Annotated in this window: 23 protein-coding genes and 5 tRNA genes; 18 read left to right on the plus strand and 10 right to left on the minus strand. The window is 71.2% G+C overall.

Going from position 1 to position 25,581, the window contains the following annotated elements:
• Positions 1–18: 18 nt before the first annotated feature.
• From ACF089_RS01470 to ACF089_RS01495, 6 genes are all read right to left on the minus strand, one after another.
• The gene (locus tag ACF089_RS01470; protein WP_392021548.1) at positions 19–432 is read right to left on the minus strand and encodes a roadblock/LC7 domain-containing protein; all 414 of its coding nucleotides are present in this window, start codon (positions 430–432) and stop codon (positions 19–21) included.
• Positions 433–442: 10 nt separating this feature from the next.
• On the minus strand, positions 443–3,673 hold the full coding sequence (locus ACF089_RS01475; RefSeq protein WP_392020284.1) for a nitrate- and nitrite sensing domain-containing protein: 3,231 nt from the start codon (positions 3,671–3,673) through the stop codon (positions 443–445).
• Positions 3,674–4,010: 337 nt separating this feature from the next.
• The gene (locus tag ACF089_RS01480; protein WP_344472893.1) at positions 4,011–4,595 is read right to left on the minus strand and encodes an ATP/GTP-binding protein; all 585 of its coding nucleotides are present in this window, start codon (positions 4,593–4,595) and stop codon (positions 4,011–4,013) included.
• Positions 4,576–4,980 (minus strand): DUF742 domain-containing protein, encoded by a 405-nt coding sequence (locus tag ACF089_RS01485; protein ID WP_190125145.1) that lies wholly within the window; start codon positions 4,978–4,980, stop codon positions 4,576–4,578. Before ACF089_RS01485 ends, ACF089_RS01480 begins: the two co-directional genes overlap by 20 nt.
• Positions 4,981–5,110: 130 nt before the next feature.
• Positions 5,111–5,524 (minus strand): roadblock/LC7 domain-containing protein, encoded by a 414-nt coding sequence (locus ACF089_RS01490; protein ID WP_190125275.1) that lies wholly within the window; start codon positions 5,522–5,524, stop codon positions 5,111–5,113.
• A 9-nt stretch (positions 5,525–5,533) separates the two neighbouring features.
• On the minus strand, positions 5,534–9,868 hold the full coding sequence (locus ACF089_RS01495; RefSeq protein WP_392020287.1) for a nitrate- and nitrite sensing domain-containing protein: 4,335 nt from the start codon (positions 9,866–9,868) through the stop codon (positions 5,534–5,536).
• Positions 9,869–10,438: 570 nt separating this feature from the next.
• Here ACF089_RS01495 and ACF089_RS01500 point away from each other — a divergent pair.
• From ACF089_RS01500 to ACF089_RS01540, 9 genes are all read left to right on the plus strand, one after another.
• Positions 10,439–10,609 carry a hypothetical protein gene (locus ACF089_RS01500; RefSeq protein ID WP_392020289.1) on the plus strand — a complete coding sequence of 57 codons (171 nt, stop codon included), beginning with the start codon at positions 10,439–10,441 and terminating at the stop codon, positions 10,607–10,609.
• Between the two features lie 114 nt (positions 10,610–10,723).
• Positions 10,724–11,500: a fumarylacetoacetate hydrolase family protein gene (locus ACF089_RS01505; RefSeq protein ID WP_392020292.1), complete on the plus strand. Its 777-nt coding sequence runs from the start codon at positions 10,724–10,726 to the stop codon at positions 11,498–11,500.
• Positions 11,493–12,968 (plus strand): glutamate--tRNA ligase, encoded by a 1,476-nt coding sequence (gltX, locus tag ACF089_RS01510; protein ID WP_392020295.1) that lies wholly within the window; start codon positions 11,493–11,495, stop codon positions 12,966–12,968. The genes ACF089_RS01505 and gltX overlap by 8 nt, the downstream gene beginning before the upstream one ends.
• A 42-nt stretch (positions 12,969–13,010) precedes the next feature.
• Positions 13,011–13,733, plus strand: coding sequence for an HAD family hydrolase (locus ACF089_RS01515; RefSeq protein WP_392020297.1), 723 nt, complete (start codon positions 13,011–13,013; stop codon positions 13,731–13,733).
• A gap of 87 nt (positions 13,734–13,820) precedes the next feature.
• A tRNA-Gln gene (locus ACF089_RS01520) sits at positions 13,821–13,892 on the plus strand.
• Positions 13,893–13,914: 22 nt separating this feature from the next.
• A tRNA-Glu gene (locus ACF089_RS01525) sits at positions 13,915–13,987 on the plus strand.
• A gap of 84 nt (positions 13,988–14,071) precedes the next feature.
• Positions 14,072–14,144 (plus strand) — tRNA-Glu (locus ACF089_RS01530).
• A gap of 16 nt (positions 14,145–14,160) precedes the next feature.
• A tRNA-Gln gene (locus tag ACF089_RS01535) sits at positions 14,161–14,232 on the plus strand.
• Between the two features lie 22 nt (positions 14,233–14,254).
• Positions 14,255–14,327: transfer RNA gene (locus ACF089_RS01540), tRNA-Glu, on the plus strand.
• 151 nt (positions 14,328–14,478) lie between these two features.
• On the opposite strand, the gene ndgR is transcribed toward ACF089_RS01540, so the two are convergent.
• Entirely contained in the window at positions 14,479–15,195 is a 717-nt protein-coding gene (gene ndgR, locus ACF089_RS01545) for an IclR family transcriptional regulator NdgR (RefSeq protein ID WP_392020299.1), read from the minus strand.
• A 142-nt stretch (positions 15,196–15,337) separates the two neighbouring features.
• On the opposite strand from ndgR, the gene leuC reads away from it, so the two are divergent.
• The 4 genes from leuC (at position 15,338) to ACF089_RS01565 (ending at position 18,522) form a co-directional block, all read left to right on the plus strand.
• Complete coding sequence (gene leuC / locus ACF089_RS01550) at positions 15,338–16,768, plus strand: 3-isopropylmalate dehydratase large subunit (RefSeq protein ID WP_392020302.1); 1,431 nt, start codon at positions 15,338–15,340, stop codon at positions 16,766–16,768.
• Positions 16,769–16,774: 6 nt separating this feature from the next.
• Positions 16,775–17,368 carry a 3-isopropylmalate dehydratase small subunit gene (gene leuD, locus ACF089_RS01555; RefSeq protein ID WP_392020306.1) on the plus strand — a complete coding sequence of 198 codons (594 nt, stop codon included), beginning with the start codon at positions 16,775–16,777 and terminating at the stop codon, positions 17,366–17,368.
• Positions 17,369–17,472: 104 nt separating this feature from the next.
• Positions 17,473–17,700: a hypothetical protein gene (locus tag ACF089_RS01560; RefSeq protein WP_392020307.1), complete on the plus strand. Its 228-nt coding sequence runs from the start codon at positions 17,473–17,475 to the stop codon at positions 17,698–17,700.
• A 153-nt stretch (positions 17,701–17,853) separates the two neighbouring features.
• Entirely contained in the window at positions 17,854–18,522 is a 669-nt protein-coding gene (locus ACF089_RS01565) for an HU family DNA-binding protein (RefSeq protein WP_392020309.1), read from the plus strand.
• 199 nt (positions 18,523–18,721) lie between these two features.
• Here the strand turns inward: ACF089_RS01565 and ACF089_RS01570 are convergent, their stop codons facing one another.
• Complete coding sequence (locus ACF089_RS01570; protein WP_392020311.1) at positions 18,722–18,925, minus strand: hypothetical protein; 204 nt, start codon at positions 18,923–18,925, stop codon at positions 18,722–18,724.
• A gap of 45 nt (positions 18,926–18,970) precedes the next feature.
• Positions 18,971–19,654 carry a 2-phospho-L-lactate guanylyltransferase gene (cofC, locus tag ACF089_RS01575; RefSeq protein ID WP_392020313.1) on the minus strand — a complete coding sequence of 228 codons (684 nt, stop codon included), beginning with the start codon at positions 19,652–19,654 and terminating at the stop codon, positions 18,971–18,973.
• Positions 19,655–19,803: 149 nt separating this feature from the next.
• On the opposite strand from cofC, the gene ACF089_RS01580 reads away from it, so the two are divergent.
• The 3 genes from ACF089_RS01580 to ACF089_RS01590 all read left to right on the plus strand — a co-directional run bounded on the left by ACF089_RS01580 (position 19,804) and on the right by ACF089_RS01590 (position 22,870).
• A complete protein-coding gene (locus ACF089_RS01580) occupies positions 19,804–20,556 on the plus strand; it encodes a lysophospholipid acyltransferase family protein (protein WP_392020315.1) in 753 nt (250 codons plus the stop codon).
• A complete protein-coding gene (locus ACF089_RS01585) occupies positions 20,553–21,563 on the plus strand; it encodes an NAD(P)H-dependent glycerol-3-phosphate dehydrogenase (protein ID WP_392020316.1) in 1,011 nt (336 codons plus the stop codon). Before ACF089_RS01580 ends, ACF089_RS01585 begins: the two co-directional genes overlap by 4 nt.
• Before the next feature lie 134 nt (positions 21,564–21,697).
• The gene (locus ACF089_RS01590) at positions 21,698–22,870 is read left to right on the plus strand and encodes a D-alanine--D-alanine ligase family protein (RefSeq protein ID WP_392020318.1); all 1,173 of its coding nucleotides are present in this window, start codon (positions 21,698–21,700) and stop codon (positions 22,868–22,870) included.
• Positions 22,871–23,091: 221 nt separating this feature from the next.
• On the opposite strand, the gene ACF089_RS01595 is transcribed toward ACF089_RS01590, so the two are convergent.
• Positions 23,092–23,325: an Lrp/AsnC family transcriptional regulator gene (locus tag ACF089_RS01595; protein ID WP_392020320.1), complete on the minus strand. Its 234-nt coding sequence runs from the start codon at positions 23,323–23,325 to the stop codon at positions 23,092–23,094.
• Positions 23,326–23,599: 274 nt separating this feature from the next.
• Between ACF089_RS01595 and ACF089_RS01600 the strand changes: the two genes are divergently transcribed.
• Both ACF089_RS01600 and thiD read left to right on the plus strand, forming a co-directional pair.
• Positions 23,600–24,568: a thiamine-phosphate kinase gene (locus ACF089_RS01600; RefSeq protein WP_392020322.1), complete on the plus strand. Its 969-nt coding sequence runs from the start codon at positions 23,600–23,602 to the stop codon at positions 24,566–24,568.
• On the plus strand, positions 24,565–25,362 hold the full coding sequence (gene thiD, locus ACF089_RS01605; RefSeq protein ID WP_392020323.1) for a bifunctional hydroxymethylpyrimidine kinase/phosphomethylpyrimidine kinase: 798 nt from the start codon (positions 24,565–24,567) through the stop codon (positions 25,360–25,362). The genes ACF089_RS01600 and thiD overlap by 4 nt, the downstream gene beginning before the upstream one ends.
• Positions 25,363–25,581 lie beyond the last annotated feature (219 nt).

A 25,581-nucleotide genomic window follows, 5' to 3' on the forward strand; every position in this document is an offset into this window, starting at 1 on the left:
AAACGCACTGTCTGCCAGTTAGTTGAGAAGACTGCCCTGAAGTTCCGCGCGGAGGTCCGGAGTCAGGACATTTCCGGCCCGCTCCACCAGCAGTGCCATCTCGTACCCCACCAGGCCGATATCGGCCTCCGGGTGCGCGAGAACGGCCAGCGAGGAGCCGTCGGAGATGGACATGATGAACAGGAAGCCCCGCTCCATCTCCACGACCGTCTGGTTGACGGCCCCGCCTTCGAAGATCCTCGACGCGCCTGCCGTCAGCGAGGTCAGTCCGGAGGCGACGGCCGCCAGCTGATCGGCGCGGTCGCGCGGGAATCCTTCGGACATGGCCAGCAGGAGTCCGTCGGCGGAGACCACCACCGTGTGGGACACCCCGGGGGTGTTGTCCACGAAGTTGGTGATCAACCAGTTGAGATTCTGCGCCGCCTGGCTCATCGGGCTCACACTAACGCTCCTGGTTGTAGGTACTGCCCGGGCCACCGTTGTGATCGTAGGTGGCCGGTCCGTTCGTGTCCGTCCCCGCGCTGCGTCCCCGCTGGACGCCGCGGCGCAGGTTGCTCAGCCTGCCCCGCACGTCCTCCGGGGCGCGCGAGACCTGGGGGCCCTGCTGCGTGGTCTGCTCCGCGGCGCCCTCGATGAGATTGGCCTTGGGCACCCGCCGCGGCAGCCCGGACGAGGTGACTCCGCCCGCCTTCGGCTCCCGCAGCTTCTCCGCCCGATGCCAGCGCTCGTCGTTGGCCGAGCGCCAGTCCTTGGCGTCGGCGGGATCGCTCTCGCCGACGACCGCCTCGGACTGGGCGCTCCGCGGCGCCTGAGCGCCCTGGTCCACGGGCTGCTGCCACTGCTGCTGAGGCTGCTGCGCGGGCTGCGGCTTCTGCTGGGAACCGCGCCGCGGCAGACCCGCCTCGGTCAGCTCATGGCTGCCCGAAGAGTGACCCGGACGGTCGAAGCCTACGCTCTCGGGACCACTCGTGGGGGTGCCCGAAGCGCCGGAATCAAGCTCCGGTTCTGGCTGGAAATTCGGCTCAAAGCTGGTGGAGTAGGCGGTCTGATCCGTCCAGTCGCCCTGGTGGGGCGGGGTGGCGAACGGGTCCTCGTACGCCGGACGCGGATGCTCGCCGGTCTCGTGGACCGGCTCCGGGTACGCCGCGCCGAGATGCCCCTGACCCTGCGGCGCGGGGTGCTCGGCGGGGTTCGCGAAGCCGCCCTCCGGATAGCCCCCGTACGGCTGCCGCGACTGGTCCGCGGCGGGGAAGCCCTGCTCGGCGTAGCCCTGGGCGCCGAACTCGGGCGCGTACCCCGGCTGCTCGTACGGCTGCTCGTACGGCCGGTCCGAGCGCTGCGGCAGGGGGCGCTCGGCCTCCGGCGTCTGCGCCGCCAGTGCCGCACGCCGCTCTTCGCGCTTCAGTGAGCGGTTGACAGGCGTCGGACGGATGGCCGCCGGCGGTTCCGGGTTCTCCTCGTAGCGGGAGTCGTCGAAGCCCAGCTCCGCCGCGGTGAGCATCGGAGCGCCGTTGAAGGACTGCTGCTCCGGGATGATCTGCGAGACGGTGAAGTCGTCCTGGGGCAGCGGCTCGCCGCCGCCGCCGTGGGTGATCGCGTCGGGGAGCATCACCAGCGAGGTGGTGCCCGCCTGCTCGCCGGAGGGGCGCAGCTGCACCCGGATGCCGTGCCGGTCGGCGAGGCGGCCGACCACGAAGAGGCCCATCCGCTGCGAGACGGCGGCGTCCACCGTCGGCGGGTTGGCCAGCTTGTGGTTGATGTCGGCGAAGTCCTCGGCGGTCAGGCCGATGCCCTTGTCATGGATCTCGATCATGACCCGGCCGTCGGGCAGCCGGGTGGCGGTCACCCGGACCTTGGTCTGCGGCGAGGAGAACGTGGTGGCGTTCTCCAGCAGCTCGGCCAGGAGGTGCACGAGGTCGGTCACGGACTGGCCGTGGATCTCCGTCTCCGGGACTCCGGTCAGCTCGATCCGCTCGTACGACTCCACCTCGGAGGAGGCGGCGCGCAGCACGTCCACGAGGGGGACCGGCTGGTTCCAGCGCCGGCCCGGCTCCTCGCCCGCGAGGACGAGGAGGTTCTCGCCGTTGCGGCGCATCCGGGTGGCCAGATGGTCCAGCCGGAAGAGGGACGCCAGCTGGTCCGGGTCGGCCTCGCTGTTCTCCAGGTCCGAGATGAGGGTCAGCTGGCCCTCGATCAGGGACTGGTTGCGGCGGGAGAGATTGGTGAAGATCGCGTTGACGTTGCCCCGGAGCATGGCCTGCTCGGAGGCGAGCCGGACGGCTTCCCGGTGCACCTGGTCGAAGGCGCGGGCGACCTCGCCGATCTCGTCCTGGGTGTCGATCGGGATCGGCTCCACCCGGGTGTCGACCCGGCCGGGCTCGGTACGGGAGAGCTGGTCGACCAGCATCGGCAGCCGCTGCTCGGCGATGGCGAAGGCCGCGGTGCGCAGCTGCTGCATCGACCGGCTCATCTGCCGGGCGACCGCGCCGGCCAGGACGAAGGCCGCGAGCAGGGAGATCAGGGTGATCAGGGCGTTGACGACCGCGTCCTGCTTGGCGTCGTCGGCGATGGCGACGGCCTCTTCGACGGCCCGGTCGACCAGATCGCGCTCGACCTCGCTGTACGCGTCGAAGCGCGCGGTGGCGGCCGTGTTCCACGACTCGGGGGTGAGGTCCTCCTTCGCCAGCTCCGAGGGGGCGGCGCCGGCGCCGATCCTGCGGGCCATGCCGGTGAAGACGGAGTCGCCCTCCTTGGGCGGGGTCAGTCCGGCCTGCTGGAGCTTCCGGTCGGCCTCGGCCGCCTTCTTCGCGGTGACCGCCTGGAGCCGGTCGGTGTCGGCCTGGGTGCCGCCGGAGACGAACTCCGCGATGGCGATCTGCTCAAGGTAGTTGTACGAATTGAAGGCGATGGTCTGCTTGGCGAAGACATCCTTCTTCTGGCTCGGCCGCACCAGAAGGTGTGTGCCAATGGAGCGTTGAAGGGATTCGGCTGCCTTGGCGAGTTGAATGGCATAGACCATCCGACCGAAACTGGTGACATTTCCGGTGCCGAGACCCAGCTCGTTGGAGAACTCCATGAGCGAGTGCTGGACCTGGACATAGCCCTCTTCGGTGGCGACCGGGTCGAGGCTGGTGGTGTAGGCGGCCTCCCGGAGCTTCTTCAGTCCGGGCTCCTCCTCGCGGAAGAGGCTCAGCCGTCGCTCCAGACCCTGCCCGGGGGGCAGGTCGCCGACGGCCGTGTCGAACTTCTCCTTGGCCGCGTCGGTGGCGGCGTAGGCCTTTTTGACCTCGGGGGCGTTCCGGTCCCCGGGGGTGGTGGCGGTGAGCAGCGGGCGGGCCGTGAGGTCGCGCTCGTTGAGCAGGGCTTCGCCGTACTCCGAGGCTGCCCGCACGATCAGCGCGGTCCGCTCGGCGTCCTGCGCCTCGCCCCAGGTGTCGATCGAGCCCTTGACCTGGAAACCGCCCATGACCAGGCCGACGGCGACCGGAATGAGGAGGATCGCGTTCAGCCGGGCGGGCACCCGCCAGTTGCGCGGCGAGAGCCGGCTGCTGGAGCCGCCGGGGGCCGGTGGCGGTGGCGGCGGCTCGTCGGCGGGCGGCGCCGCTGCGCGCGGCGGCGGGGTGAAGTTGCCCCGTGCCTGCTGCTCCGCGGAGCCGTTCGTGCTTCGCCTCACTCGACCAACAACCTCTCGGCGTCGGCACCTACGCTGTGCCGTGTTTCGTTCGGAGCCGTACTACTCAGAAGTCCGTCGAATTTCAGCATGTGGAGCGGGTCCGTTCCAAACAGTTGGAATCAGCCATTCCAAGGGATCATACCCGGAGATAAAACGGGCATAAAGAGCGAGCCCTTTCAAAAGGCGAGGTAAATATGAGCGCAGCGGCACCGGGCGTATGCATCGGGTGTCCGAACGGCGGCAATTCTCTGTCGAAACGTTATGAACATGGGGGCGGACCGTGTCAAAGGACACAGTCCGCCCCCTGCTAACTACGACAACTGCCGTACGTCTCTGTCTACTTGAGCCGCGCCATCAGAGCGTGCTCGACCAGCGTGATCAGAGCGCTCTTCGCGTCCCCGCGGTGGCGGGCGTCGGTGGTGATGATCGGGGTGTCCGGGCCGATCTGCAGCGCCTCCCGGACCTCCTCCGGGTTGTACGGCTGATGGCCGTCGAACCCGTTGAGGGCGACGACGAACGGGAGCCCGCTGTTCTCGAAGTAGTCGACCGCGGGGAAGCAGTCCGCGAGCCGGCGGGTGTCGACCAGGACCACCGCGCCGATCGCGCCGCGCACCAGGTCGTCCCACATGAACCAGAAACGGTCCTGCCCGGGGGTGCCGAACAGGTACAGGATCAGATCCTGGTCCAGGGTGATGCGTCCGAAGTCCATGGCGACGGTGGTCGTCGTCTTGTCCCCGGTGTGGGTCAGGTCGTCGATGCCCGCCGAGGCGGAGGTCATCACGGCCTCGGTACGCAGCGGGTTGATCTCCGAGACGGCGCCGACGAACGTGGTCTTGCCCACGCCGAAGCCGCCCGCCACCACGATCTTCGCGCTGGTGGTCGATCTCGGGGCGGTACCGCCGCTAGAGCTTGCGAAGTCCACTGAGCACCCTTTCGAGCAGTGTCACATCCGGCGTGCCGCCGGCATCTCCGTTGCCCGGCTGGTGGATCGCCACCATTCCCGCCTCGGCCAGGTCGGCCACGAGGATCCGGGCCACGCCGAGCGGCATGGACAGCAGGGCCGACACCTCGGCCACCGACTTGACCTCACGGCACAGATGGCAGATCCGCTGGTGCTCGGGGAGCAGCCCGGCGAGGAGCGCGGGGTCGGCCGTGGTGCTGACCAGCGCCTCGATGGCGAGCTGGTAGCGCGGCCGGGTACGGCCGCCGGTCATGGCGTACGGACGCACCAGCGGCTGGTCGCCCTCATAGCCGTAGGCGTCCGATTGAACGCCGTACGGATCGTGAGAGGCGGTTGGCGGGGTCATGAGTCCTCCGGGCGGGACAGCAAGTGGTCGGCGTGCCGTCTGAGCGGGCCGGTGGGGGTCCGGTTGGGCGACCTGACGGTTGACGGCGCGAGGGCGCGCTATCGGGGTTGATGGGATCGGAGTGGGCGGGTCAATGCAGCAGACTTCCCTGGAGCTCGGCCCGCAGGTCCGGGGTGAGGACCCCGCCCGCGCGGTCGACCAGCAGCGCCATCTCGTAACCCACCAGACCGATGTCGCACTCGGGGTGGGCCAGGACGGCCAGTGAGGAGCCGTCGGAGACGGACATCAGGAAGAGGAAACCGCGTTCCATCTCGACGACGGTCTGGCTCACCGGACCGCCTTCGAAGATCCTCGAAGCTCCCGCGGTCAGCGAGGTCAGTCCGGAGGCGACGGCCGCCAGCTGATCGGCGCGGTCGCGCGGGAATCCTTCGGACATGGCCAGCAGGAGTCCGTCGGCGGAGACCACCACCGTGTGGGACACCCCGGGGGTGTTGTCCACAAAGTTGGTGATCAACCAGTTCAGATTCTGCGCCGCCTGGCTCATCGGGCTCAACTAACGCTCCTGCGGGTGAGAGGGGCCGAGGTCGAAACTGCCGGTCGTCGACGTGTTCTGCTGACGACCCTGCTGGATGCCCCGGCGGAGGTTGGTCAGCCGGCCGCGCACATCGTCGGGCGCTCGCGAGACCTGCGGACCGGTTTGGGTGCTCTGCTCCTGAGCCGTGCCCGCGACCAGATTGGCGCGCGGGACCCGGCGAGGCAGACCTGAGGTGGTGACGCCGCCGGCCGCGGGCTTCCGGATCCGCTCGGCCTGGCGTACCAGTTCATCGTTGGGGGAGGCGCGCCAGCCGCTGCCGTTCGTGCCCTGCCCGTCGTCCTCGGCGGGAGGGCGCTGCGGCAGCGCGGGGGCCGGGCCGTCCGCCCGGAGGCGGTCGTCGGGCCGCGCGGGCGCTTCCGGATGCCCCTGCCGGTCCTGGTGACCCGGCTGCTCGGGGTGGCCGGACCTGCCCCGGCCCTGGGTGTGGAACCAGTCCGTCTCCAGGGTGTCGAACAGCGGCGTACGACCGTCTCCCGGACCGGCCGGCGGCAGCGCCTCGTGCTGCGGCTGCGGCGGCAGGGCCTGCGGACGGCGTCCGTCCTGCCCGGCGTTCTGCTCGAACCCGCGCGGAGCCGGAGCCTGTCCGGGCGCGGGCGGCTGCGGCGCGCCCAGGTCCGGGCGCGGGAACTGCCCCGTCTGCGGGTCCTGGAAGTCGTTGCGCGCGTACTGTCCGGCGGCCGACGGGTCCTGGCGGTCCGGGCGCGGATACTCGCCGCCGGCCGACGGGTCCTGATAGTCGGGCCGGGGATACGGGCCGGTCAGCGGGTCCTGGTGATCGGGCCGCGGGTACTGACCGGTCTGCGGGTCCTGGAAGTCGTTGCGCGGGTACTGGCCGGTGACGGACGGGTCCTGGCGGTCCGGGCGCGGGTACTCGCCGGTCGACGGGTCCCGCTGATCCGGCCGTGCGTACTCGCCGCCGGCCGACGGGTCCTGGCGCTCGGGGCGCGGGTACTCGCCGCCGGTCGACGGGTCCCGCTGGTCCGGGCGCGGGTACTGGCCGGTCTGCTGGTCCGGGAAGTCGGAGTGCGCGTAACGGCCCTGGTCGGGCGCGGGCTGCCGCGGGTTCCCGAAGCCGGCCGGGTCCTGAGCCGTCTCCTGGCGCTGCGGGGAGCCCAGCTCCGGGCGGGCGAACGGGTCGCCCGCGGGGCCCTGGCCGCGGCCGCGGCCCTGACCCTCGCCACGCTGCTGCGGGCGGTCGCCGCCGGGCGCTCCCGGTCCGCCGGAGGCCGGCGGGCCGAAGACGTCCGGGCGGACGAACTGACCGCGCTGCTGCGGCGGCGGCGACTGGAAGTCCGGAAGCTGGAACGGCTCCGTCGCCGGGCCGCCCGCGTCCTGCGCCGAGGCGTTCGCGTCGGGCCGCTTGAACTCGGCCGTCGCGCCCGCGCCGTGCGCCGCTCCACCGTCGTCGTGGCCGCGCGGCGCGTCCTCGGGACCGCGACGGCGGGCGGGCTGCTGCTGGTCGGTGCCCCAGCTGGTGGTCTGCGGACGCTGCGGTCCGCCGCCGCCGGGCAGCTCGGGACGGGGTCCGCCGGACGGCGGGGGCGGCAGCTGACGGCCGCGGCCCCGGTCGCCCTGGGGTCCGCCGAGGGCCGGGGACTCCCCGCGGCCGGGCGCGTTCGGGCCCGGACTCTGCTGCGCGCCGCGGTTGCCGAAGGCTCCGGCGAGACCGCCGCCGGTCCGCCCCTGGCCCTGGGCCGGGCCCTGGCCGGGTCCGCCGTCGCGGCTCGGCAGGGCGGCCCGCTGGCCGCCCGCGCCGACCTGGCCGCGCGGAGGTGCGCCCGCGCCGAGCAGTCCGCCGCCCGAGGGCGCTCCCGCACCGGGGCCGCCGGGGCCCTGGGAACGGTTCGCCGGACCGCCGGGGCCGACGCCGGGACGGCCGCCCGCACCGCCGGGACCCTGGGTCCCGGGCGGCATCGCGCCGCCCTGCACACCCGGGGCGCCGGGCGCCTTCTTGCCGCCGTTGGCGACGTCGACGGGGAGCATGACCAGCGCGGTCGTGCCGCCGGAGTCGGAGGGGCGCAGCTGGATGCGGATGCCGTGGCGCAGCGACAGCCGGCCGACCACGAACAGACCCATGCGGCGGGAGACCGAGACGTCCACGGTCGGCGGCGACGCGAGCCGCTCGTTGATCGCGGCCAGGTCCTCGGGGGAGAGGCCGATGCCGGTGTCGTGGATCTCGACCAGGACCCGGCCGTCGGGCAGGGCGTGGCCGGTGACCCGGACCTTGGTCTGCGGGGAGGAGAACGAGGTCGCGTTCTCCAGCAGCTCGGCGAGGAGGTGCACGAGGTCGTTGACCACGCGTCCGGCGACCTCGGTCGCGGGGACGGCGGCCAGCTCGATCCGCTCGTACTGCTCCACCTCGGAGGCGGCGGCGCGGAGCACGTCGACCAGCGGCACGGGCCGGGTCCAGCGCCGGCCCGGCTCCTCGCCCGCGAGGACGAGGAGGTTCTCGCCGTTCCGGCGCATACGGGTCGCGAGGTGGTCGAGCTTGAAGAGCGAGGACAGCTGGTCCGGGTCGGCCTCGCGGGACTCCAGTTCGGAGATGAGCGAGAGCTGACGCTGGATGAGGCCCTGCGAACGCCGCGAGAGGTTGGTGAACATCGCGTTGACGTTGCCTCGCAGCAGCGCCTGCTCGGCGGCGAGGCGGACCGCCTCGCGGTGCACGTCGTCGAAGGCCGCGGCCACCTTGCCGATCTCGTCGCGCGAGTGCACGCCGACCGACTCGACGGAGGTGTCGACGTCCTGCGGGTCCGACTCGGAGAGCTGCTTGACCAGCTCGGGCAGCCGGTCCTGGGCGACCTTGGTCGCGGTGTCCTGGAGCCTGCGCAGCGAGCGGATCATGGAGCGGGCCACGACGAAGGCGCCGACGAGCGAGACGCCGAGGACGACGAGGATCAGCGCACCGTTGATGATGGCTTCCTGCCGGGACTCCTCGCGCAGCTGACGGGCCTTGGCCTCCATCTCGCCGAGCAGCGTGGACTCGATCTGCTTCATCAGGTTGATGCGGACGCCGTAGTCGTCGGTCCAGTCCAGGTGCGACCGCTTCTTGCGGCTGCTCAGACCGTCGGGGGAGGCGAAGACCCGCTCCGCGTACTCCTCGGCGGCTGCGACCGTCGAGTTGCCCTTGTCCAGCGGCTCGGTCAGCGCGTGGGCGTCGCCGCCCGAGGACCGGTAGATCCGGGAGAACCGGCGCAGCTCGTCATTGCCGTTCTTCAGCGCCGCACGGCCGTACTGCCGGTCGTTCTCCTCCAGGCCGGGGCCCTTGGAGTCGGCTCCGCCGGGCAGCGCCGACGCGATGATCGCGCGCTGCATGGAGGCGTACTCCTTGGCGGACGAGAACGCCGCCAGCGCACGGGTGCGCTTGATCATGTCCGGGTTGCTGGTGGCCTGCGCCATGTCCTGGGAGAGGCTCAGCAGGGACTCGATCAGCTGGTGGTAGCTCTCCACCGTCAGCATGTTCGGCAGATCGGAGTCGTACGCGGTCTTGCGGATCTGCTGGAGCTTGGTGACCTCGGTCGCGATCTGACTCGCGTTGGCGCGGATGCTCTCCAGCGAGTCGTCGTCGTCCGTGTTCGGGATGTCGTGCGTGGTGTCGAGGAAGCTGCGGCTGGCCCGGTCCGTCGCCTGACGCGGCACGGTGATCCGGAAGTCCGTCTGCTTGACGTTGTTGGCCAGGGGACCGGCGGTCAGGTCGCGCTCGGCCTGGAGCGCGACCGCGAGCTTGGTCGCCTCCTGGGTCATGTCGGTGAGCAGCTGCATGTGATCCAGCTGCTGCATCCGCTCCATCGACTCGTTGATCCGCAGACCGCCCAGGGTGGTCGCCGCGACCACGGGCAGGGTCAGCAGGGAGATCAGACGGGTGCTGATGCGCCAGTTGCGCAGCGCCATGCGCGAGCCGGTGTCCGTGGGGCCCTTGGCCTTCGGAGCGGGCTTCGGGCTGTCGCCGCCGGGAGCACCGGGAGCGCCCGGAGCACCGGGGGCGCCGGGACCGCCGGGGCCGCTCGGACCGCCCGCGCCGCCGGATCCACCGCCGGGGCCGCCGCCCGCGCCAGGACCGCCGGGACCCCCGGGGGGAGTCGCGCCGGGCCTGGGGGCGCCGGGAACCGGCGCAGGACCGGACCGCGCGGCCCGCTCGACGCCGTCGCCGGGCGTCGCGGGCCCCTGGTTCTGGGTGTGCTGGGGTGAGGAGCCGCGGTCGGTCGCGCCGCGCGGCTCCTGTTCCGCCGCAGCTTCCCCTCTGCCCTGGCGGGCCTGGGGAGACCCCGTGCCATCCCTCTTGAAACGTCCCTGCACTAGCGTCGCAACCTCTTGACCAGGCGTCCCCCGGGGCACGGCGGGACGGTGTCGGCGTCGGTGAGGCGCGGTGCGCCCCGATGGTGGTCGTGAGTGACCGGCGCTGCTCCCCCTTTCCCGCCGCCGCTCGGCGCTGCGTTGCGCCCTTGCGCGCCGGCCTGAAACCGCGGCGGTGCGTGGAATTCCAGCACAGTGCCGGATCTCCAACAAGGGCGGCGTACCGTGCTGTGATCTGGGTGACGCGGCGTGAGCGATGAGTCACCAGGTGTAGAAAGAGTTCAGGGATCAAAGGGACATTTCCCATTGATTTCGTGAGGGGTGAAGGGTGCCCCAGTCGCCATGATCGGGAGCGGAATGACGGCTTGAATGGTCAATGTCCGTTTCTTTACGGTCAGAGACCGGTCTGAAATGACCGAAATGCCATGCAAGTCGTGAGCAAACTCACATCTGAGTCAGGGTCCCGCCGGGCTTTCGCGGGGAATCGCATGTTTAGCCTGGCGCTTTACAGGCACGCCATTCTGTCAACCGCCGCTCCCCGAGCGGCCTCACCGCGAAGGCCGGACGCACCCGATGAAGACGCTGCTGCTCCGCAACATAGCCAACCCCCGTCGCACCACGCTCGCGCACCTCGAGGACGCTGAACAGCTGCGGGCGCCGGAGCTGCCGGAGCACCCGCTCGATCTTCCCACCCAGACGGCCAACCCCCGCCGCACGATCCTGATGGACGCCCCGGTCTCCTGACCGGCTCCCCGGCCCCCGGCGTGCGCCGCCGCGCGAGGCGGCGGCCCCCGCCGCGTTAGCCTGGAGCGTCAGACTCCAGCAGCGTCAGCAGTAGTAGAGGGGCAGCCGCATCCCGTGCGCATCGCCAGGTTCTCCATCGACGGCAATGTCGCCTTCGGCGCGGTCGAGGGCGACGGCCCCGACGGCCTCGTTCTCGACATCATCAAGGGCATCCCGTTCGCGGACTTCGAGCTCTCCGGCACCAAGGTCCCGCTGAACAAGGTCCGCCTGCTGCCGCCCGTGCTCCCCAACAAGGTCGTGGCGTTCGGCCGCAACTACGCGGAGCACGCGGCGGAGCTGGGCCACGAGGTCCCCGACGCGCCGTTCGCCTTCTTCAAGCCCTCCACCTCGGTCATCGGCCCGGGCGACGCCATCGCCTACCCCTCCTTCTCCCAGGAGCTGCACCACGAGGCCGAGCTGGCCGTGGTCATCGGCCGGATGTGCCGGGAGGTCCCGCGCGAGCGGGTCAAGGACGTCATCCTCGGCTACACCTGCGCCAACGACGTCACCGCCCGCGACGTCCAGCGCCGTGAGAAGCAGTGGGCCAGGGCCAAGGGCTTCGACACCTCCTGCCCGCTCGGCCCCTGGGTGGAGACCGACCTCGACCCGAGCGACCTCGCGATCCAGTGCACGGTCAACGGCGAACAGCGCCAGCTCGGCCGGACGAGTCAGATGACTCATTCGATCGAGGACCTGATCGTCAACATCTCCGAGGCGATGACGCTGCTCCCGGGAGACGTGATCCTCACGGGCACCCCCGCCGGAGTCGGCCCCCTCAACGTCGGCGACGAGGTCGCCGTCACCGTCCAAGGCATCGGCACTCTCACCAACAAGGTGATCAAGCGTGGCTAACGCGAACGTCCGCGTACGTTTCTGTCCCTCGCCGACCGGCAACCCCCATGTGGGTCTGGTCCGCACCGCCCTCTTCAACTGGGCCTTCGCCCGGCACAACGGCGGCACCATGGTCTTCCGTATCGAGGACACCGACGCGGCCCGCGACTCCGAGGAGTCCTACCGGCAGCTGCTCGACTCGATGCGCTGGCTCGGCCTGGACTGGGACGAGGGCCCCGAGGTCGGGGGCCCGCACGCGCCCTACCGCCAGTCGGAGCGCATGGAGATCTACCGCGACGTCGCCCAGCGGCTGCTCGACGGCGGACACGCCTACCACTGCTACTGCTCCGCCGAGGAGCTGGAGACCCGCCGCGAGGCCGCCCGCGCGGCCGGCCGGCCCTCCGGCTACGACGGCCACTGCCGTGACCTCACCGCCGAGCAGACCGCCGCGTATCTGGCGGAGGGCCGCCCGGCCATCGTCCGCTTCCGGATGCCCGACGAGACGATCACCTTCACCGACCTGGTCCGCGGCGAGCTGACCTTCACCCCGGAGAACGTGCCGGACTACGGCATCGTCCGGGCCAACGGCGCCCCGCTGTACACCCTGGTCAACCCGGTGGACGACGCGCTCATGGAGATCACCCACGTACTGCGCGGCGAGGATCTGCTCTCCTCCACTCCCCGGCAGGTCGCGCTCTACAAGGCGCTGATCGAGCTGGGCGTCGCCAAGGAGATCCCCGCCTTCGGCCACCTCCCGTACGTCATGGGGGAGGGCAACAAGAAGCTCTCCAAGCGCGACCCGCAGGCCTCGCTCAACCTCTACCGCGAGCGCGGCTTCCTGCCCGAGGGCCTGCTCAACTATCTCTCGCTGCTCGGCTGGTCCTTCTCCGCCGACCAGGACGTCTTCTCGGTCGCCGAGCTGATCGAGCGGTTCGACATCGCCGACGTCAACGCCAACCCGGCCCGCTTCGACCTCAAGAAGGCCGAGGCGATCAACGCCGACCACATCCGCCGCCTCGATGTGAAGGCGTTCGCCGAGGCCTGCGCCCCGTGGCTGGAGGCCCCGTACGCGAACTGGGCCCCGGAACGGTTCGACCGGGCCGCCTGGGAGGCGATCGCCCCGTACGCCCAGACCCGGCTCACCGTGCTCTCCGACATCACCGCCAATGTCGACTTCCTCTTCCTGGACGCCCCCGTCGAGGACGAGGTCTCCTGGACCAAGGCGATGAAGGAGGGCTCGGACGCGCTGCTGGTCACGGCCCGCGAGAAGCTCGACGCGGCGGACTGGACGAGCCCCGACTCCCTCAAGGAGGCGGTCCTGGCCGCGGGCGAGGCCCACGGCCTCAAGCTCGGCAAGGCCCAGGCCCCGGTCCGGGTCGCGGTCACCGGCCGCACGGTCGGTCTGCCGCTCTTCGAGTCGCTCCAGATCCTCGGCCGGGACAAGACCCTGGCGCGGATCGACGCGGCCCTGGCCAAACTCGCCGGATAGAACGCCGGGCGGAGGGGCCGCCCGCCCCGCTACCTTTGGATCATGCCCATACGCGCGATCCTCTGGGACGTGGACGACACCCTCTTCGACTACCGCACGGCCGACCGGGCCGGCATGTCGCACCATCTCCGGGCCGAGGGCCTGGCCGGCGGATTCCCCTCCGCCGACCAGGCCCTCGACCGTTGGCGCGAGGTCACGGCCCTGCACTGGGAGCGCTTCTCCGCCGGGGAGACCGACTGGCAGGGCCAGCGCCGCGACCGGGTGCGGAGCTTCACCGGACACGCCTCGCTGAGCGACGCGGACGCCGACGGCTGGTTCGACCGCTATCTCGTCCACTACGAGGCCGCCTGGTCCCTCTTCCCCGACGCGCTGCCCGTCCTGGACGCCCTGGCGGGGGAGTACCGCCACGCGGTCCTCACCAACGCCTCGATCCAGGTCCAGGACCGCAAACTGCGGACCCTGGGCGTGTACGACCGCTTCGAGGCCGTGCTCTGCGGGCCCGAGCTGGGCGTCGCCAAGCCCTTCGCCGAGGCCTTCCACCGGGGCTGCGAGGCCCTGGGGCTGCCGCCCGGGGAGGTCCTGTACGTCGGCGACGAGCCGGACATCGACGCGCGCGGCGCCGCCGAGGCGGGGCTCACCGGCGTCTGGCTCGACCGCGCCGGCGCCGGCGGCCGGCCCGAGCTGATCCGGATCACCGGTCTCGACCAGCTTCCCGCTCTGTTGCGGGGCGATACCCGTTTTGGAGCGTCGTCCACCTTCGGGTAATGTTCTTCCTGCGCCGCACGGAAAGGCCAAGAGGCCGGACCGGAAGGCGCAAGCCAAACAAGCCCCCCACCGGGGGTTGCGTTTTGGTGGCCTATGGTGTAATTGGCAGCACGACTGATTCTGGTTCAGTTAGTCTAGGTTCGAGTCCTGGTAGGCCAGCTCGCAGAGCTTTATCTGCAAAGCCCCCGTTGTGTAGCGGCCTAGCACGCTGCCCTCTCAAGGCAGTAGCGCCGGTTCGAATCCGGTCGGGGGTACAGATCCATCCTGCTGATCATCAGGGTCGCACCCGATGACCGCGCAGTGACATCACCCGGCTCCGGCCGGGTGGGATCGCTAGGGCCCCCGTTGTGTAGCGGCCTAGCACGCCGCCCTCTCAAGGCGGTAGCGCCGGTTCGAATCCGGTCGGGGGTACTGGTCTAAACCACCATGGGCTATGGTGTAATTGGCAGCACGAGTGATTCTGGTTCATTTAGTCTAGGTTCGAGTCCTGGTAGCCCAGCAGATCTCACGATCTCAGTCTTGCCCCCGTTGTGTAGCGGCCTAGCACGCCGCCCTCTCAAGGCGGTAGCGCCGGTTCGAATCCGGTCGGGGGTACGCAGAGAAGAAGCCCCCCGCGGTGACGCGGGGGGCTTCTTCGTGTTCCCGGCCGCTCGCGAGCCCGGGTAAGCGCGGGCCCCCGGAACCGAGTTGGCCGTGGTCCGCGGGAGCCCCGCGGACCACGGCCGGACGGTCGAGCGATCCGGAGTCAGCCGCTGCGGCGCAGCGCCTCGCTCAGCCGGGCGGCGGAGTCGATGACCGCCTGGGCGTGCATCCGGCCCGGGTGCCGGGTCAGACGCTCGATCGGCCCGGAGACCGAGACCGCGGCCACCACACGGTTGGACGGGCCGCGCACCGGAGCGGAGACCGAGGCCACGCCCGGCTCGCGCTCGCCGATCGACTGGGCCCAGCCCCGGCGCCGTACGCCCGAGAGGGCCGTCGCCGTGAAGCGCGCGCCCTGGAGGCCCCGGTGCAGCCGCTCGGGCTCCTCCCAGGCCATCAGGATCTGCGCGGAGGAGCCGGCCTTCATGGTGAGCGTGGAGCCGACCGGCACGGTGTCCCGCAGACCGGACAGCCGCTCCGCCGCCGCCACACAGATCCGCATGTCTCCCTGCCGGCGGTAGAGCTGCGCGCTCTCGCCGGTCACATCGCGGAGATGGGTGAGCACCGGGCCCGCCGTGGCCAGCAGCCGGTCCTCGCCGGCCGCCGCGGCCAGCTCCGAGAGCCGGGGGCCCAGGATGAAGCGGCCCTGCATGTCCCTCGCCACCATGCGGTGGTGTTCCAGTGCCACGGCCAGGCGGTGGGCCGTGGGCCGTGCCAGCCCGGTCGCCGCGACCAGCCCGGCGAGGGTGGCCGGACCGGACTCCAGTGCGCTCAATACCAGAGCCGCCTTGTCGAGAACGCCCACGCCGCTAGAGTTGTCCATGCAACGATACTTGCGTCTCACACTGTGAAACGCAAGTTCACATTTCCCGAGAACCCGCCAGTCTGTAGAGGCGGCCCCGGAACCATGGGCTCGCGACAGGTGTCTAGAAGCGCCGGCAGAGCGGCCGGCCGGAGGGAAAGCGATGGGTAGGACACTCGCGGAGAAGGTCTGGGACGACCATGTCGTCCGGCGCGCCGAGGGCGAGCCCGACCTCCTCTTCATCGATCTGCACCTGCTGCACGAGGTGACCAGCCCCCAGGCCTTCGACGGCCTCCGGCACAACGGCCGCCGGGTACGCCGCCTGGACCTCACCATCGCCACCGAGGACCACAACACCCCCACCGTCGACATCGACAAGCCCATCGCCGACCCGGTCTCCCGCGTGCAGTTGGAGACCCTGCGCAAGAACTGCGCGGAGTTCGGCGTGCGGCTGCACCCGCTGGGCGACGTCGAGCAGGGCGTCGTCCACGTCGTCGGCCCCCAGCTGGGGCTGACCCAGCCCGGCACCACCGTGGTCTGCGGCGACTCGCACACCTCCACCCACGGCGCGTTCGGCGCGCTGGCCTTCGGCATCGGCACCTCCCAGGTCGAGCATGTGCTCGCCACCCAGACGCTCCCGATGGCCCGCCCCAAGACCATGGCGATCACCGTCGACGGCGAGCTGCCCGACGGCGTCACCGCCAAGGACCTCATCCTGGCGATCATCGCGAAGATCGGCACCGGCGGCGGCCAGGGCTATGTCCTGGAGTACCGGGGCCCGGCCGTCGAGAAGCTCTCGATGGAAGCGCGGATGACCGTCTGCAACATGTCCATCGAGGCCGGCGCCCGCGCGGGCATGATCGCCCCCGACGAGACCACCTTCGAGTACCTGCGCGGACGCGACCACGCGCCGCAGGGCGAGGACTGGGACGCGGCGGTCGCCTACTGGAAGACGCTCCGCACCGACGACGACGCCGTCTTCGACGCCGAGGTCGTCATCGACGCCGCCTCGCTGGCCCCGTTCGTCACCTGGGGCACCAATCCGGGCCAGGGCGCCCCGCTCTCCGCCAGCGTCCCCGACCCGGCTTCGTACGAGGACGCTTCGGAGCGGCTCGCCGCCGAAAAGGCCCTGGAGTACATGGGGTTGACCGCCGGACAGCAGCTGCGGGACATCAAGGTGGACACCGTCTTCGTAGGCTCGTGCACCAACGGCCGTATCGAAGACCTGCGCTCGGCGGCCTCGATCCTGGAGGGCCGCAAAGTCGCCGACGGGGTACGGATGCTGGTCGTCCCCGGCTCGGTCAGGGTCTCCCTCCAGGCCGTCGCGGAGGGCCTGGACAAGGTCTTCACCGCCTCGGGCGCCGAATGGCGGCACGCCGGCTGTTCGATGTGTCTGGGCATGAACCCGGATCAACTCGCGCCCGGCGAGCGTTCCGCGTCCACCTCCAACCGCAACTTCGAGGGCCGGCAGGGCAAGGGCGGACGGACCCATCTGGTCTCCCCCCAGGTCGCCGCCGCCACCGCCGTCCTCGGTCACCTGGCCTGCCCGGCCGACCTGTCCGACGACGCCGCCCGTACGCCCGCTGGAGTCTGATCAGCCATGGAAGCATTCACCGCACACACCGGCCGGGCCGTCCCGCTGCGCCGCAGCAATGTCGACACCGACCAGATCATCCCCGCCCACTGGCTGAAGAAGGTCACCCGGGACGGGTTCGAGGACGGGCTCTTCGAGGCCTGGCGCAAGGACCCCGAGTTCGTCTTCAACCGTCCCGAGCGCCAGGGCGCCACGGTGCTGGTCGCCGGACCCGACTTCGGCACCGGCTCCTCCCGTGAGCACGCCGTCTGGGCGCTCCAGAACTACGGCTTCAAGACCGTCATCTCCTCCCGGTTCGCCGACATCTTCCGGGGCAACTCGCTCAAGAACGGTCTGCTGACCGTCGTTCTCCCGCAGGAGACCGTGGACCGGCTGTGGGCGCTGACCGACGCCGACCCCACCGCCGAGATCACCGTCGACCTGGAGGCCCGCGAGGTCCGCGCCGAGGGTCTCACGGCCCCCTTCGAGCTGGACGAGAACGCCCGCTGGCGGCTGCTGAACGGGCTGGACGACATCAGCCTCACCCTTCAGAACGAAGGCGACATCGCCGCCTACGAGGCCTCCCGGCCGGCCTTCAAACCACGCACGATTCAGGTCTGATCAGCGGTTTTACCCGACTGCGCCCCTCACCGTCCGGTGGGGGGCGCAGCCGTCTGTTGAGACCCTGCCGGGCGACAACTCGCCCCAGATGGCACAATCGGTGCATGGAACGCGACAGCCAACTCAAGCTCTATGCGGCTGTCGCGGCCCGATTGAAGGAAGCGCACACCGCTGTGCGCACACTGCAAGTCCCGGAGAGCGTACGGATGGCGCTGACCCGGAAGCTGCTGGTCATCACGGCCGCGGCGAAGCACGATCTCCCGGATGCCGCACGGCGTCTGGACCGCTTGATGAAGGACCTCGACGAGGGCCGATTCCCTGAAGGCGACTGACACCCGAACTCCACGGAGACGACTTCCGCAGTCGACTTCGTTGCGGCACTAGGGTGATTAGACCGTTTCGTGTTTGATTTGCGGTATATATCTGCCTAACGTGCGAAAAAGCCTGGGCGCATTCGTCCAGGCGATGTCTCCGAAGGGGAAGACGTGAACAAGGCGCAGCTCGTAGAAGCGATTGCCGACAAGCTCGGCGGCCGTCAGCAGGCCGCAGACGCCGTCGACGCGGTGCTTGACGCGATCGTCCGCGCGGTCGTCGCCGGAGACCGTGTCTCGGTCACCGGCTTCGGCTCGTTCGAGAAGGTCGACCGTCCCGCCCGCTACGCCCGCAACCCGCAGACGGGTGAGCGGGTCCGGGTCAAGAAGACCTCCGTACCGCGCTTCCGCGCCGGTCAGGGCTTCAAGGACCTGGTCAGCGGCTCGAAGAAGCTCCCGCGCGGCGGCGAGGTCTCGGTCAAGAAGGCGCCCAAGGGCAGCCTCTCGGGCGGTGCTTCCACCCGGACGACCACCAAGGCCGCGGCGAAGAAGGCCACCGCCAAGAAGGCGACCACCGCCAAGAAGGCCACCGCGGTGAAGAAGACCGTGGCGAAGAAGGCCACGACGGCGAAGAAGGCGGTCGCGAAGAAGGCGACCACCGCCAAGAAGGCCGCCGTCGCCAAGAAGGCGACCCCGGCGAAGAAGGCGGCTCCCGCCAAGAAGGCCGCCGTCGCGAAGAAGACCGCGCCCGCCAAGAAGGCGACCGCGAAGAAGGCGCCCGCCAAGAAGGCCACGGCGCGCAAGACCGCCGCCAAGAAGAGCGCCACCGCCAGGAAGAGGTAACGGCACCGGACCACCGGGCACGGACGCGCCGGGCCGGGCTCCCCTCGGGGAGCCCGGCCCGCGGCGTGCCCGGGGGCGGGTGTCCAGGCCGCCGCGCCCCAGAAGGGCCTTTTCCGGCCGCTGAGGCCGGAATCCGATGGCGTCCGGGGGAATCCGCCGGACAGGCCCCTCGGCGGCGCGAGCGGGGCGCTCAGGGCCTTCAGAGGGTCTGGAGGGTCACCAGGGTGATCCGGAGGCTCTCGCCCTCGCCCTCCGTCTCGATACGGACCCGCTGCCCCGGCCGCAGCAGCCGCAGCCCGCCCGCGTCAAAGGCCGCCGCGTCGAATTCCACCGGGGTGCCGTCGTCGAGGAGCACGCTCCCGCCGCGGGTTTCAAAGTCGTATGTGTACGAGGTCGCCTGCATGAACGCCACCCTAATGCCCGGCCCGCGACAGCCCGCGAAAACGGCTCAGCGGTCCGTCGTGAGAGCGCCCGCCGCCAGTCGCCGCGCGGTGTGCGCGCCCACTCCCAGAGCGCGCGCCGCCGCCAGATCCGCCGCGGTGTCCACATCCTGTCGCACGGAATCGACGCCGTCGAGCGCGATTTCCACCGCACCCGAGGCCGAATGACGACGGCGGGACGGCCCGCCGAATCCCGGCCGCAATTCGGAGCCGCCTCTCGCACAGAGCAGCGTGGTGCCGACCCCGGCCGCGTCCGTCAGAAATGCCCGGGGAAATCCCGCCGCGTGGGCGAGCACCCGCGCCAATTCCAGCGGGCGCAGTGCGGGCAGATCGGCGTTGAGCGCGGCCACCGCCGCCCCCGGTCTGCTCCGGCGCACCGCCAGGGCCCCGTGGACCAGGGCCGCGTTGAGCCCCGCCGCCGGGGTGTCCGGCACGATCCGCGCCCCCAGCGCGGCCAGCTCGGCGCCCGCCACGTGATCGTCCGTGACAACTGCCACATCCCTCACGGCCGGGCTGGCCAGCGCCGCCGCGACCGTGTCCAGGGCGAAGGCGAGGGCGAGCCGGGGCCGCAGAACGCCGTCCGCCGCGGGGGCCAGTCGGCTCTTGGCCAGTACGAGGGGTTTCAGCGGGACCACCAGCGACCAGTGGGCCGGCGGGTCGGTGTTCGTGGCTGGGTCTCCGTCCGTGCGCATGGGGTCCCATTGTGGCCCGGAGCCCGCCGCATCAGGAGGTCCGGTCCGGTGACCGGGGCGTACGGTGTGCTCGACAGACCAGGTGCCGGGGGCGACACTTGTCCCCCGGCATCCGGGCAAAGGCCCGGTCAGCGAGGAAGGGTGTCCGAGTGTCCCGCCGTAGAATCGGCTTCTGGTACCGCCTGGCGGCGGTCATCGCTAAACCGCCGCTGTTGGTTCTGTTCAAGCGGGACTGGCGGGGAATGGAACACATTCCGGCCGACGGCGGATTCATCACCGTGGTCAATCACAACTCGTATCTCGACCCCCTTTCGTATGCGCACTACCAGTACAACACCGGACGAGTGCCGCGCTTTCTGGCGAAGGCCGCACTCTTCCGGACGCCCTTCGTCGGGATGATGCTCCGGGGCACCCGCCAGATCCCCGTCTACCGTGAGACGACCGACGCCCTGGACGCCTATCGCGCCGCCGTCGCCGCCATCGAGCAGGGCGAATGCGTGGCCTTCTACCCCGAGGGCACCCTCACCCGCGACCCCGACCTGTGGCCCATGGCGGGCAAGACCGGGGCCGCCCGGATCGCCCTCCAGACCAAGGTGCCCGTCGTGCCCGTCGCCCAGTGGGGCGCCCATCTGGCCATGCCGCCGTACGCCAGGGAGCGGAAGTTCCGGCTCTTCCCCCGCAAGACCCTGATTGTGCAGGCCGGACCCGCCGTCGATCTGAGCCGGTTCTACGATCGGGAGCCGACCCCCGAGGTGCTGCGCGAGGCGACCGAGGCCATCATGGCCGAGATCACCGCGCTGCTGGAGGACGTACGCGACGAGAAGGCCCCGGCCGAGCCGTACGACCACCGCACCGCACGGGCAGAACAGCGGCGCAAGGCCGCAGGGGAAGGAACACTGTGACTCACCGCGCCAAGGCGGCCGTCTTCGGAACCGGCTCATGGGGAACGGCCTTCGGCATGGTGCTCGCCGACGCGGGCTGCGACGTGACCCTCTGGGGCCGCCGCGCCGAGCTGGCCGAGGCCGTCAACACCACCCGTACCAACCCCGACTACCTCCCCGGGATCGAACTCCCGGCCGCCCTGCGGGCGACCACCGACCCCGCCGAGGCGCTGGACGGCGCGGACTTCACCGTTCTCGCCGTCCCCTCCCAGACCCTGCGGGGCAATCTCGCCGCCTGGGCCCCGCTGCTGCCCGCCGACACCGTCCTCGTCTCCCTGATGAAGGGCATCGAACTCGGCAGCGCCAAGCGGATGAGCGAGGTCGTCCAGGAGGTCGCGGGCGTCCCCGCCGAACGGGTCGCCGTGGTCACCGGACCCAATCTGGCCAAGGAGATCGCCCAGCGCCGCCCGGCCGCCGCCGTCGTCGCCTGCCCGGACGAGGCCGTCGCCCAGCGGCTCCAGTCCTCCTGCCACACCCCCTACTTCCGCCCGTACACCAACACCGACGTCCTCGGCTGCGAACTCGGCGGCGCGGTGAAGAACGTCATCGGCCTCGCCGTCGGCATCGCGGACGGCATGGGCCTCGGCGACAACGCCAAGGGATCCCTCATCACCCGGGGACTGGCCGAGACCACCCGGCTCGGCCTCGCGATGGGCGCCGACCCGCTCACCTTCTCCGGACTCGCGGGCCTCGGCGACCTGGTGGCGACCTGCTCGTCGCCGCTCTCGCGCAACCACACCTTCGGCGTCAACCTCGGCCGGGGCATGACGCTCCAGGAGACCATCGCGGTCACCCGGCAGACCGCCGAGGGCGTCAAGTCCTGCGAGTCCGTACTCGATCTGGCGCGCCGCCACGGCGTCGACATGCCCATCGCCGAGACCGTCGTCGGCATCGTCCACGAGGGCAAGCCGCCGGTCGTCGCGCTCAAGGAACTCATGTCGCGCAGCGCCAAGCCCGAACGCCGCTGACCCGTACGCGCCCCGGGACGGATCCCGGGCCGGCACGGCCCCCCGGCCCGCCGGCCCGGTCCGCGCGCGGGCTTCGCTCCGAGGCCGTGCCAGCCCTCCGTGGCGCGCCGTCCGCACGGTAGTCTCATGGCGATATGAGCACCGAGAACCTCCCCCAGAGCCCCGGGCCGTCAGCCCCCGGGCAGCCGCTCCGCAAGCCGCGTGTGGCCGTCGTCTTCGGCGGACGCAGCTCCGAACACGGGATCTCCACGGTCACCGCGGGCGCGGTGCTGCGGGCGATCGACCGCTCCCAGTACGACGTCCTGCCCATCGGCATCACGGCCGACGGCCGCTGGGCGCTCACCGCCGACGACCCGGACCGGATGACGATCGCCGACCGCCGGACCCCCGGCGTCGAGCAGCTCGTCGAGTCCGACGAGGGCAGCGTGGTGCTCTCCGTCGACCCCGGCAGCCGTGAGATCGTCTACACCGAGCCCGGCGCGGTGCCGAAGGCGCTCGGCGAGGTCGACGCCGTCTTCCCGGTGCTGCACGGCCCGTACGGAGAGGACGGCACCCTCCAGGGACTGCTGGAGCTGGCCGGAATCCCCTATGTCGGCTCCGGCGTGCTGGCCTCCGCCGTCGGCCAGGACAAGGAGTACATGAAGCGGGTCTTCATCTCCTTCGGACTGCCCGTCGGCCCCTACGAGGTGATCCGCCCGCGCGAGTGGGAGCTGGATCCCTCCGCCGCCCGCAAGAAGATCATCGACTTCGCCGGCGACCACGGCTGGCCGCTCTTCGTGAAGCCCGCGCGCGCCGGATCCTCCATCGGCATCACCAAGGTCGACGACCTCTCCGGGCTCGACGACGCGATCGAGGAGGCCCGGCGGCACGACCCCAAGTTCCTCGTCGAGGCGCTGCTGCGCGGCCGGGAGATCGAGTGCGGCGTGCTGGAGTTCGAGGACGGGCCGCGCGCCAGCGTCCCGGCCGAGATCCCGCCGGTCCAGTCCCACGAGTTCTACGACTTCGAGGCCAAGTACATCGACTCGGCGGCCGGTCTGGTGCCCGCGCCGCTCACCGAGGAACAGACCGCCGAGGTGCGCCGGCTCGCCGTCGACGCCTTCGAGGCCGTCTCCTGCGAGGGACTCGTCCGCGCCGACTTCTTCCTCACCGAGAGCGGCGAGTTCGTCATCAACGAGATCAACACCATGCCCGGCTTCACCCCGATCTCCATGTATCCGCGGATGTGGCAGGAGACCGGCGTCGACTACCCGGAGCTGGTGGACCTGCTGATCAGGGCCGCGCTGCGCCGCTCCACCGGGCTGCGCTGAGCCGGCCCGAACCGGCCGGGCGGCCCGGGCTTCCGGGCCGCGCCGGCCGGCCCGGAAGCCCGGACCTCCCGTCGGCGACCGGTTCTCGAACTCCCCTTCCCCGGCCGCGGGACGCCCGGGCGCAGTACGATCGCAGCCCAGGGCGACGGGCGGGGAGACGGCGAGGGCGGGGCGCGGTACGGAGCGGCCGGCGGGAATCACCGGCCCGGTGCGGACGGGGGCTACAGGTGCACGACCGGGCAGGTGAGGGTACGCGTGATGCCCTCGACTTGCTGGACCTTGGCGACCACCAGCCGGCCCAGGGCGTCGACCGTATCGGCCTGGGCCCGCACAATGACGTCATAGGGGCCGGTCACGTCCTCGGCCTGAATCACTCCCGGAATCCCTCCGATGGTCTCGGCGACGCTCGACGCCTTGCCCACCTCGGTCTGAATCAGGATGTACGCCTGTACCACGGAACCTCCAGGGCGCCCCGGGGCTCTGTCCCCCACGGTCGGTGGGGAGACGCCGGGGGAGAGAAAGGGACGCCACGGTATCGCGTCGTCACGCGCTGCGGGGAGACCCCCGCGCCGGACGGCGTACGCGGTGTGGCACGGGTTTCCGCCGGCCTCGGCGGCGGAGGAGTTTTCCGCCGGAGCGACCGGCGGGTGGGTTCCGCCGGAGGGGGCTCCGGCGGGCGGGTTCCGGCCGGGCGGCGGTCCGGCAGGACGACGGAGAGGTGAGACTCGGGTGAAGGGCACTGTGGGCGAGTTGGGGGAGTTCGGGCTCATCAAAGAGCTGACCTCCCGCCTCACCTCCACCCCCGCGGTCCGGATCGGACCGGGAGACGACGCCGCGGTCGTGGCCGCGCCCGACCGCAGGGTCGTGGCGAGCACGGACGTCCTCCTGGAGGGCCGGCACTTCCGGCGCGACTGGTCGACGGCGTACGACGTGGGCCGCAAGGCGGCCGCGCAGAACCTCGCCGACATCGCGGCCATGGGCGCGGTTCCCACCGCGATCCTCCTCGGCCTCGTCGTCCCGGCCGAGCTGCCCGTCACCTGGGCCACCGAGCTGATGGACGGCATCCGCGACGAGTGCCAGGTCGCGGGCGCGGCCGTGGTCGGCGGCGATGTCGTACGCGGTGAACTGATCACCCTCGCCATCACCGCCCTCGGCGATCTCCGCAACCACGAACCGGTCACCCGGGCCGGAGCCCGCCCCGGCGACGTCGTCGCCTACACCGGCTGGCTGGGCTGGTCCGCCGCCGGGCACGCGGTGCTCTCCCGGGGCTTCCGCTCCCCGCGCGCCTTCGTCGAGGCCCACCGCCGCCCCGAGCCGCCGTACCACGCGGGACCCGCGGCGGCCGGACTCGGCGCGACCGCCATGTGCGACATCAGCGACGGACTCGTCGCCGACCTCGGCCATATCGCCGACGCCAGCAAGGTCCGCATCGACCTGCGCTCCGGAGCCGTCGACGTGCCGAGCCAGATGTACGACATCGGCCAGGCCGTCGGCGTCGACCCGCTGCAGTGGGTGCTCACCGGGGGAGAGGACCACGCGATCGTCGCGACCTTCCCCCGCGACACCAAACTGCCCGCACGCTGGAAAGTCATCGGAGAAGTCCTCCACCCCTCCGCCCTGCCCCAGGTGACCGTCGACGGCGCGCCCTGGCACAGCAAGGGCGGCTGGGACCACTTCGGCTCCTCGGAGGGATCGTGAAACTGCCTCTCGTCCTCACTGTCGCGGGCTCCGACTCCGGCGGCGGCGCGGGCATTCAGGCCGACCTGAAGACCATGCTGGCGCTCGGCACCCACGGCATGAGCGTGATCGCCGCCGTCACCGCGCAGAACTCACTCGGCGTGCAGGGCTACTGGGAGCTGCCCGCCGAGGCGGTACGCGCCCAGTACCGCAGCGTCGCCGACGACATCGGCGTCCAGGCGGTGAAGACCGGAATGCTTGCCTCGGCCCCCCTGGTGGAGACCGTCGCCGAGCTGCTCGCCGAGACCGACGCCCCGGTGGTCGTCGACCCGGTCGGGGTCTCCAAGCACGGCGACTCCCTGCTCGCGGCCTCCGCGCTCGACTCCGTACGCCGCAAACTGCTCCCCGTCGCCACTCTCGCCACCCCCAATCTGGACGAAGTGGCACAGCTCACGGGCGTCCGCGTCACCGAGGAGAGCGAGCTGAGCCGGGCCGCCGACGCCATGCTCGCCCTCGGACCCCGCTGGGTGCTGATCAAGGGCGGCCATCTCCCCGGCGACGCGGTGGATCTGCTCAGCGACGGCTCGCGGGAGGTGTGGCTGCGCGCGGAGCGGTACGACAACCGGCATACGCACGGCACGGGCTGCACCCTCGCGTCGGCGATCGCGGCCGGTCTGGCGAAGGGGCTCACGGTCCCCGAGGCGGTCCGGGCGGCGAAGGAGTATGTGACCGGCGCGATAGCGGCCGGCTTCCCCCTGGGCGCGGGCATCGGCCCGGTCGACCACGGCTGGCGCTTCCGCCAGCCCCTCACCTGACGAAGCGGCCTCCTCGCGCGTTCCCCGGGAGACCGGGGGACGCGGAGAGGGACCTCGCCGGGGTCGGCGGGACTTCCCGTGGACCCCGACCCGGGATCAGCGGGCCCCGCCCAGGACTTTCGGGTACGGCGAAAAGCCGGCCCACCGAGGTGGACCGGCTTTTCAAGGCAACCGCAGGGGCTGCGCTACGACAGGATCAACCCCACTCGCGTGGAGATC

It is taken from the genome of Streptomyces sp. NPDC014894, from assembly GCF_043080985.1.
Taxonomy (GTDB): Bacteria; Actinomycetota; Actinomycetes; order Streptomycetales; family Streptomycetaceae; genus Streptomyces.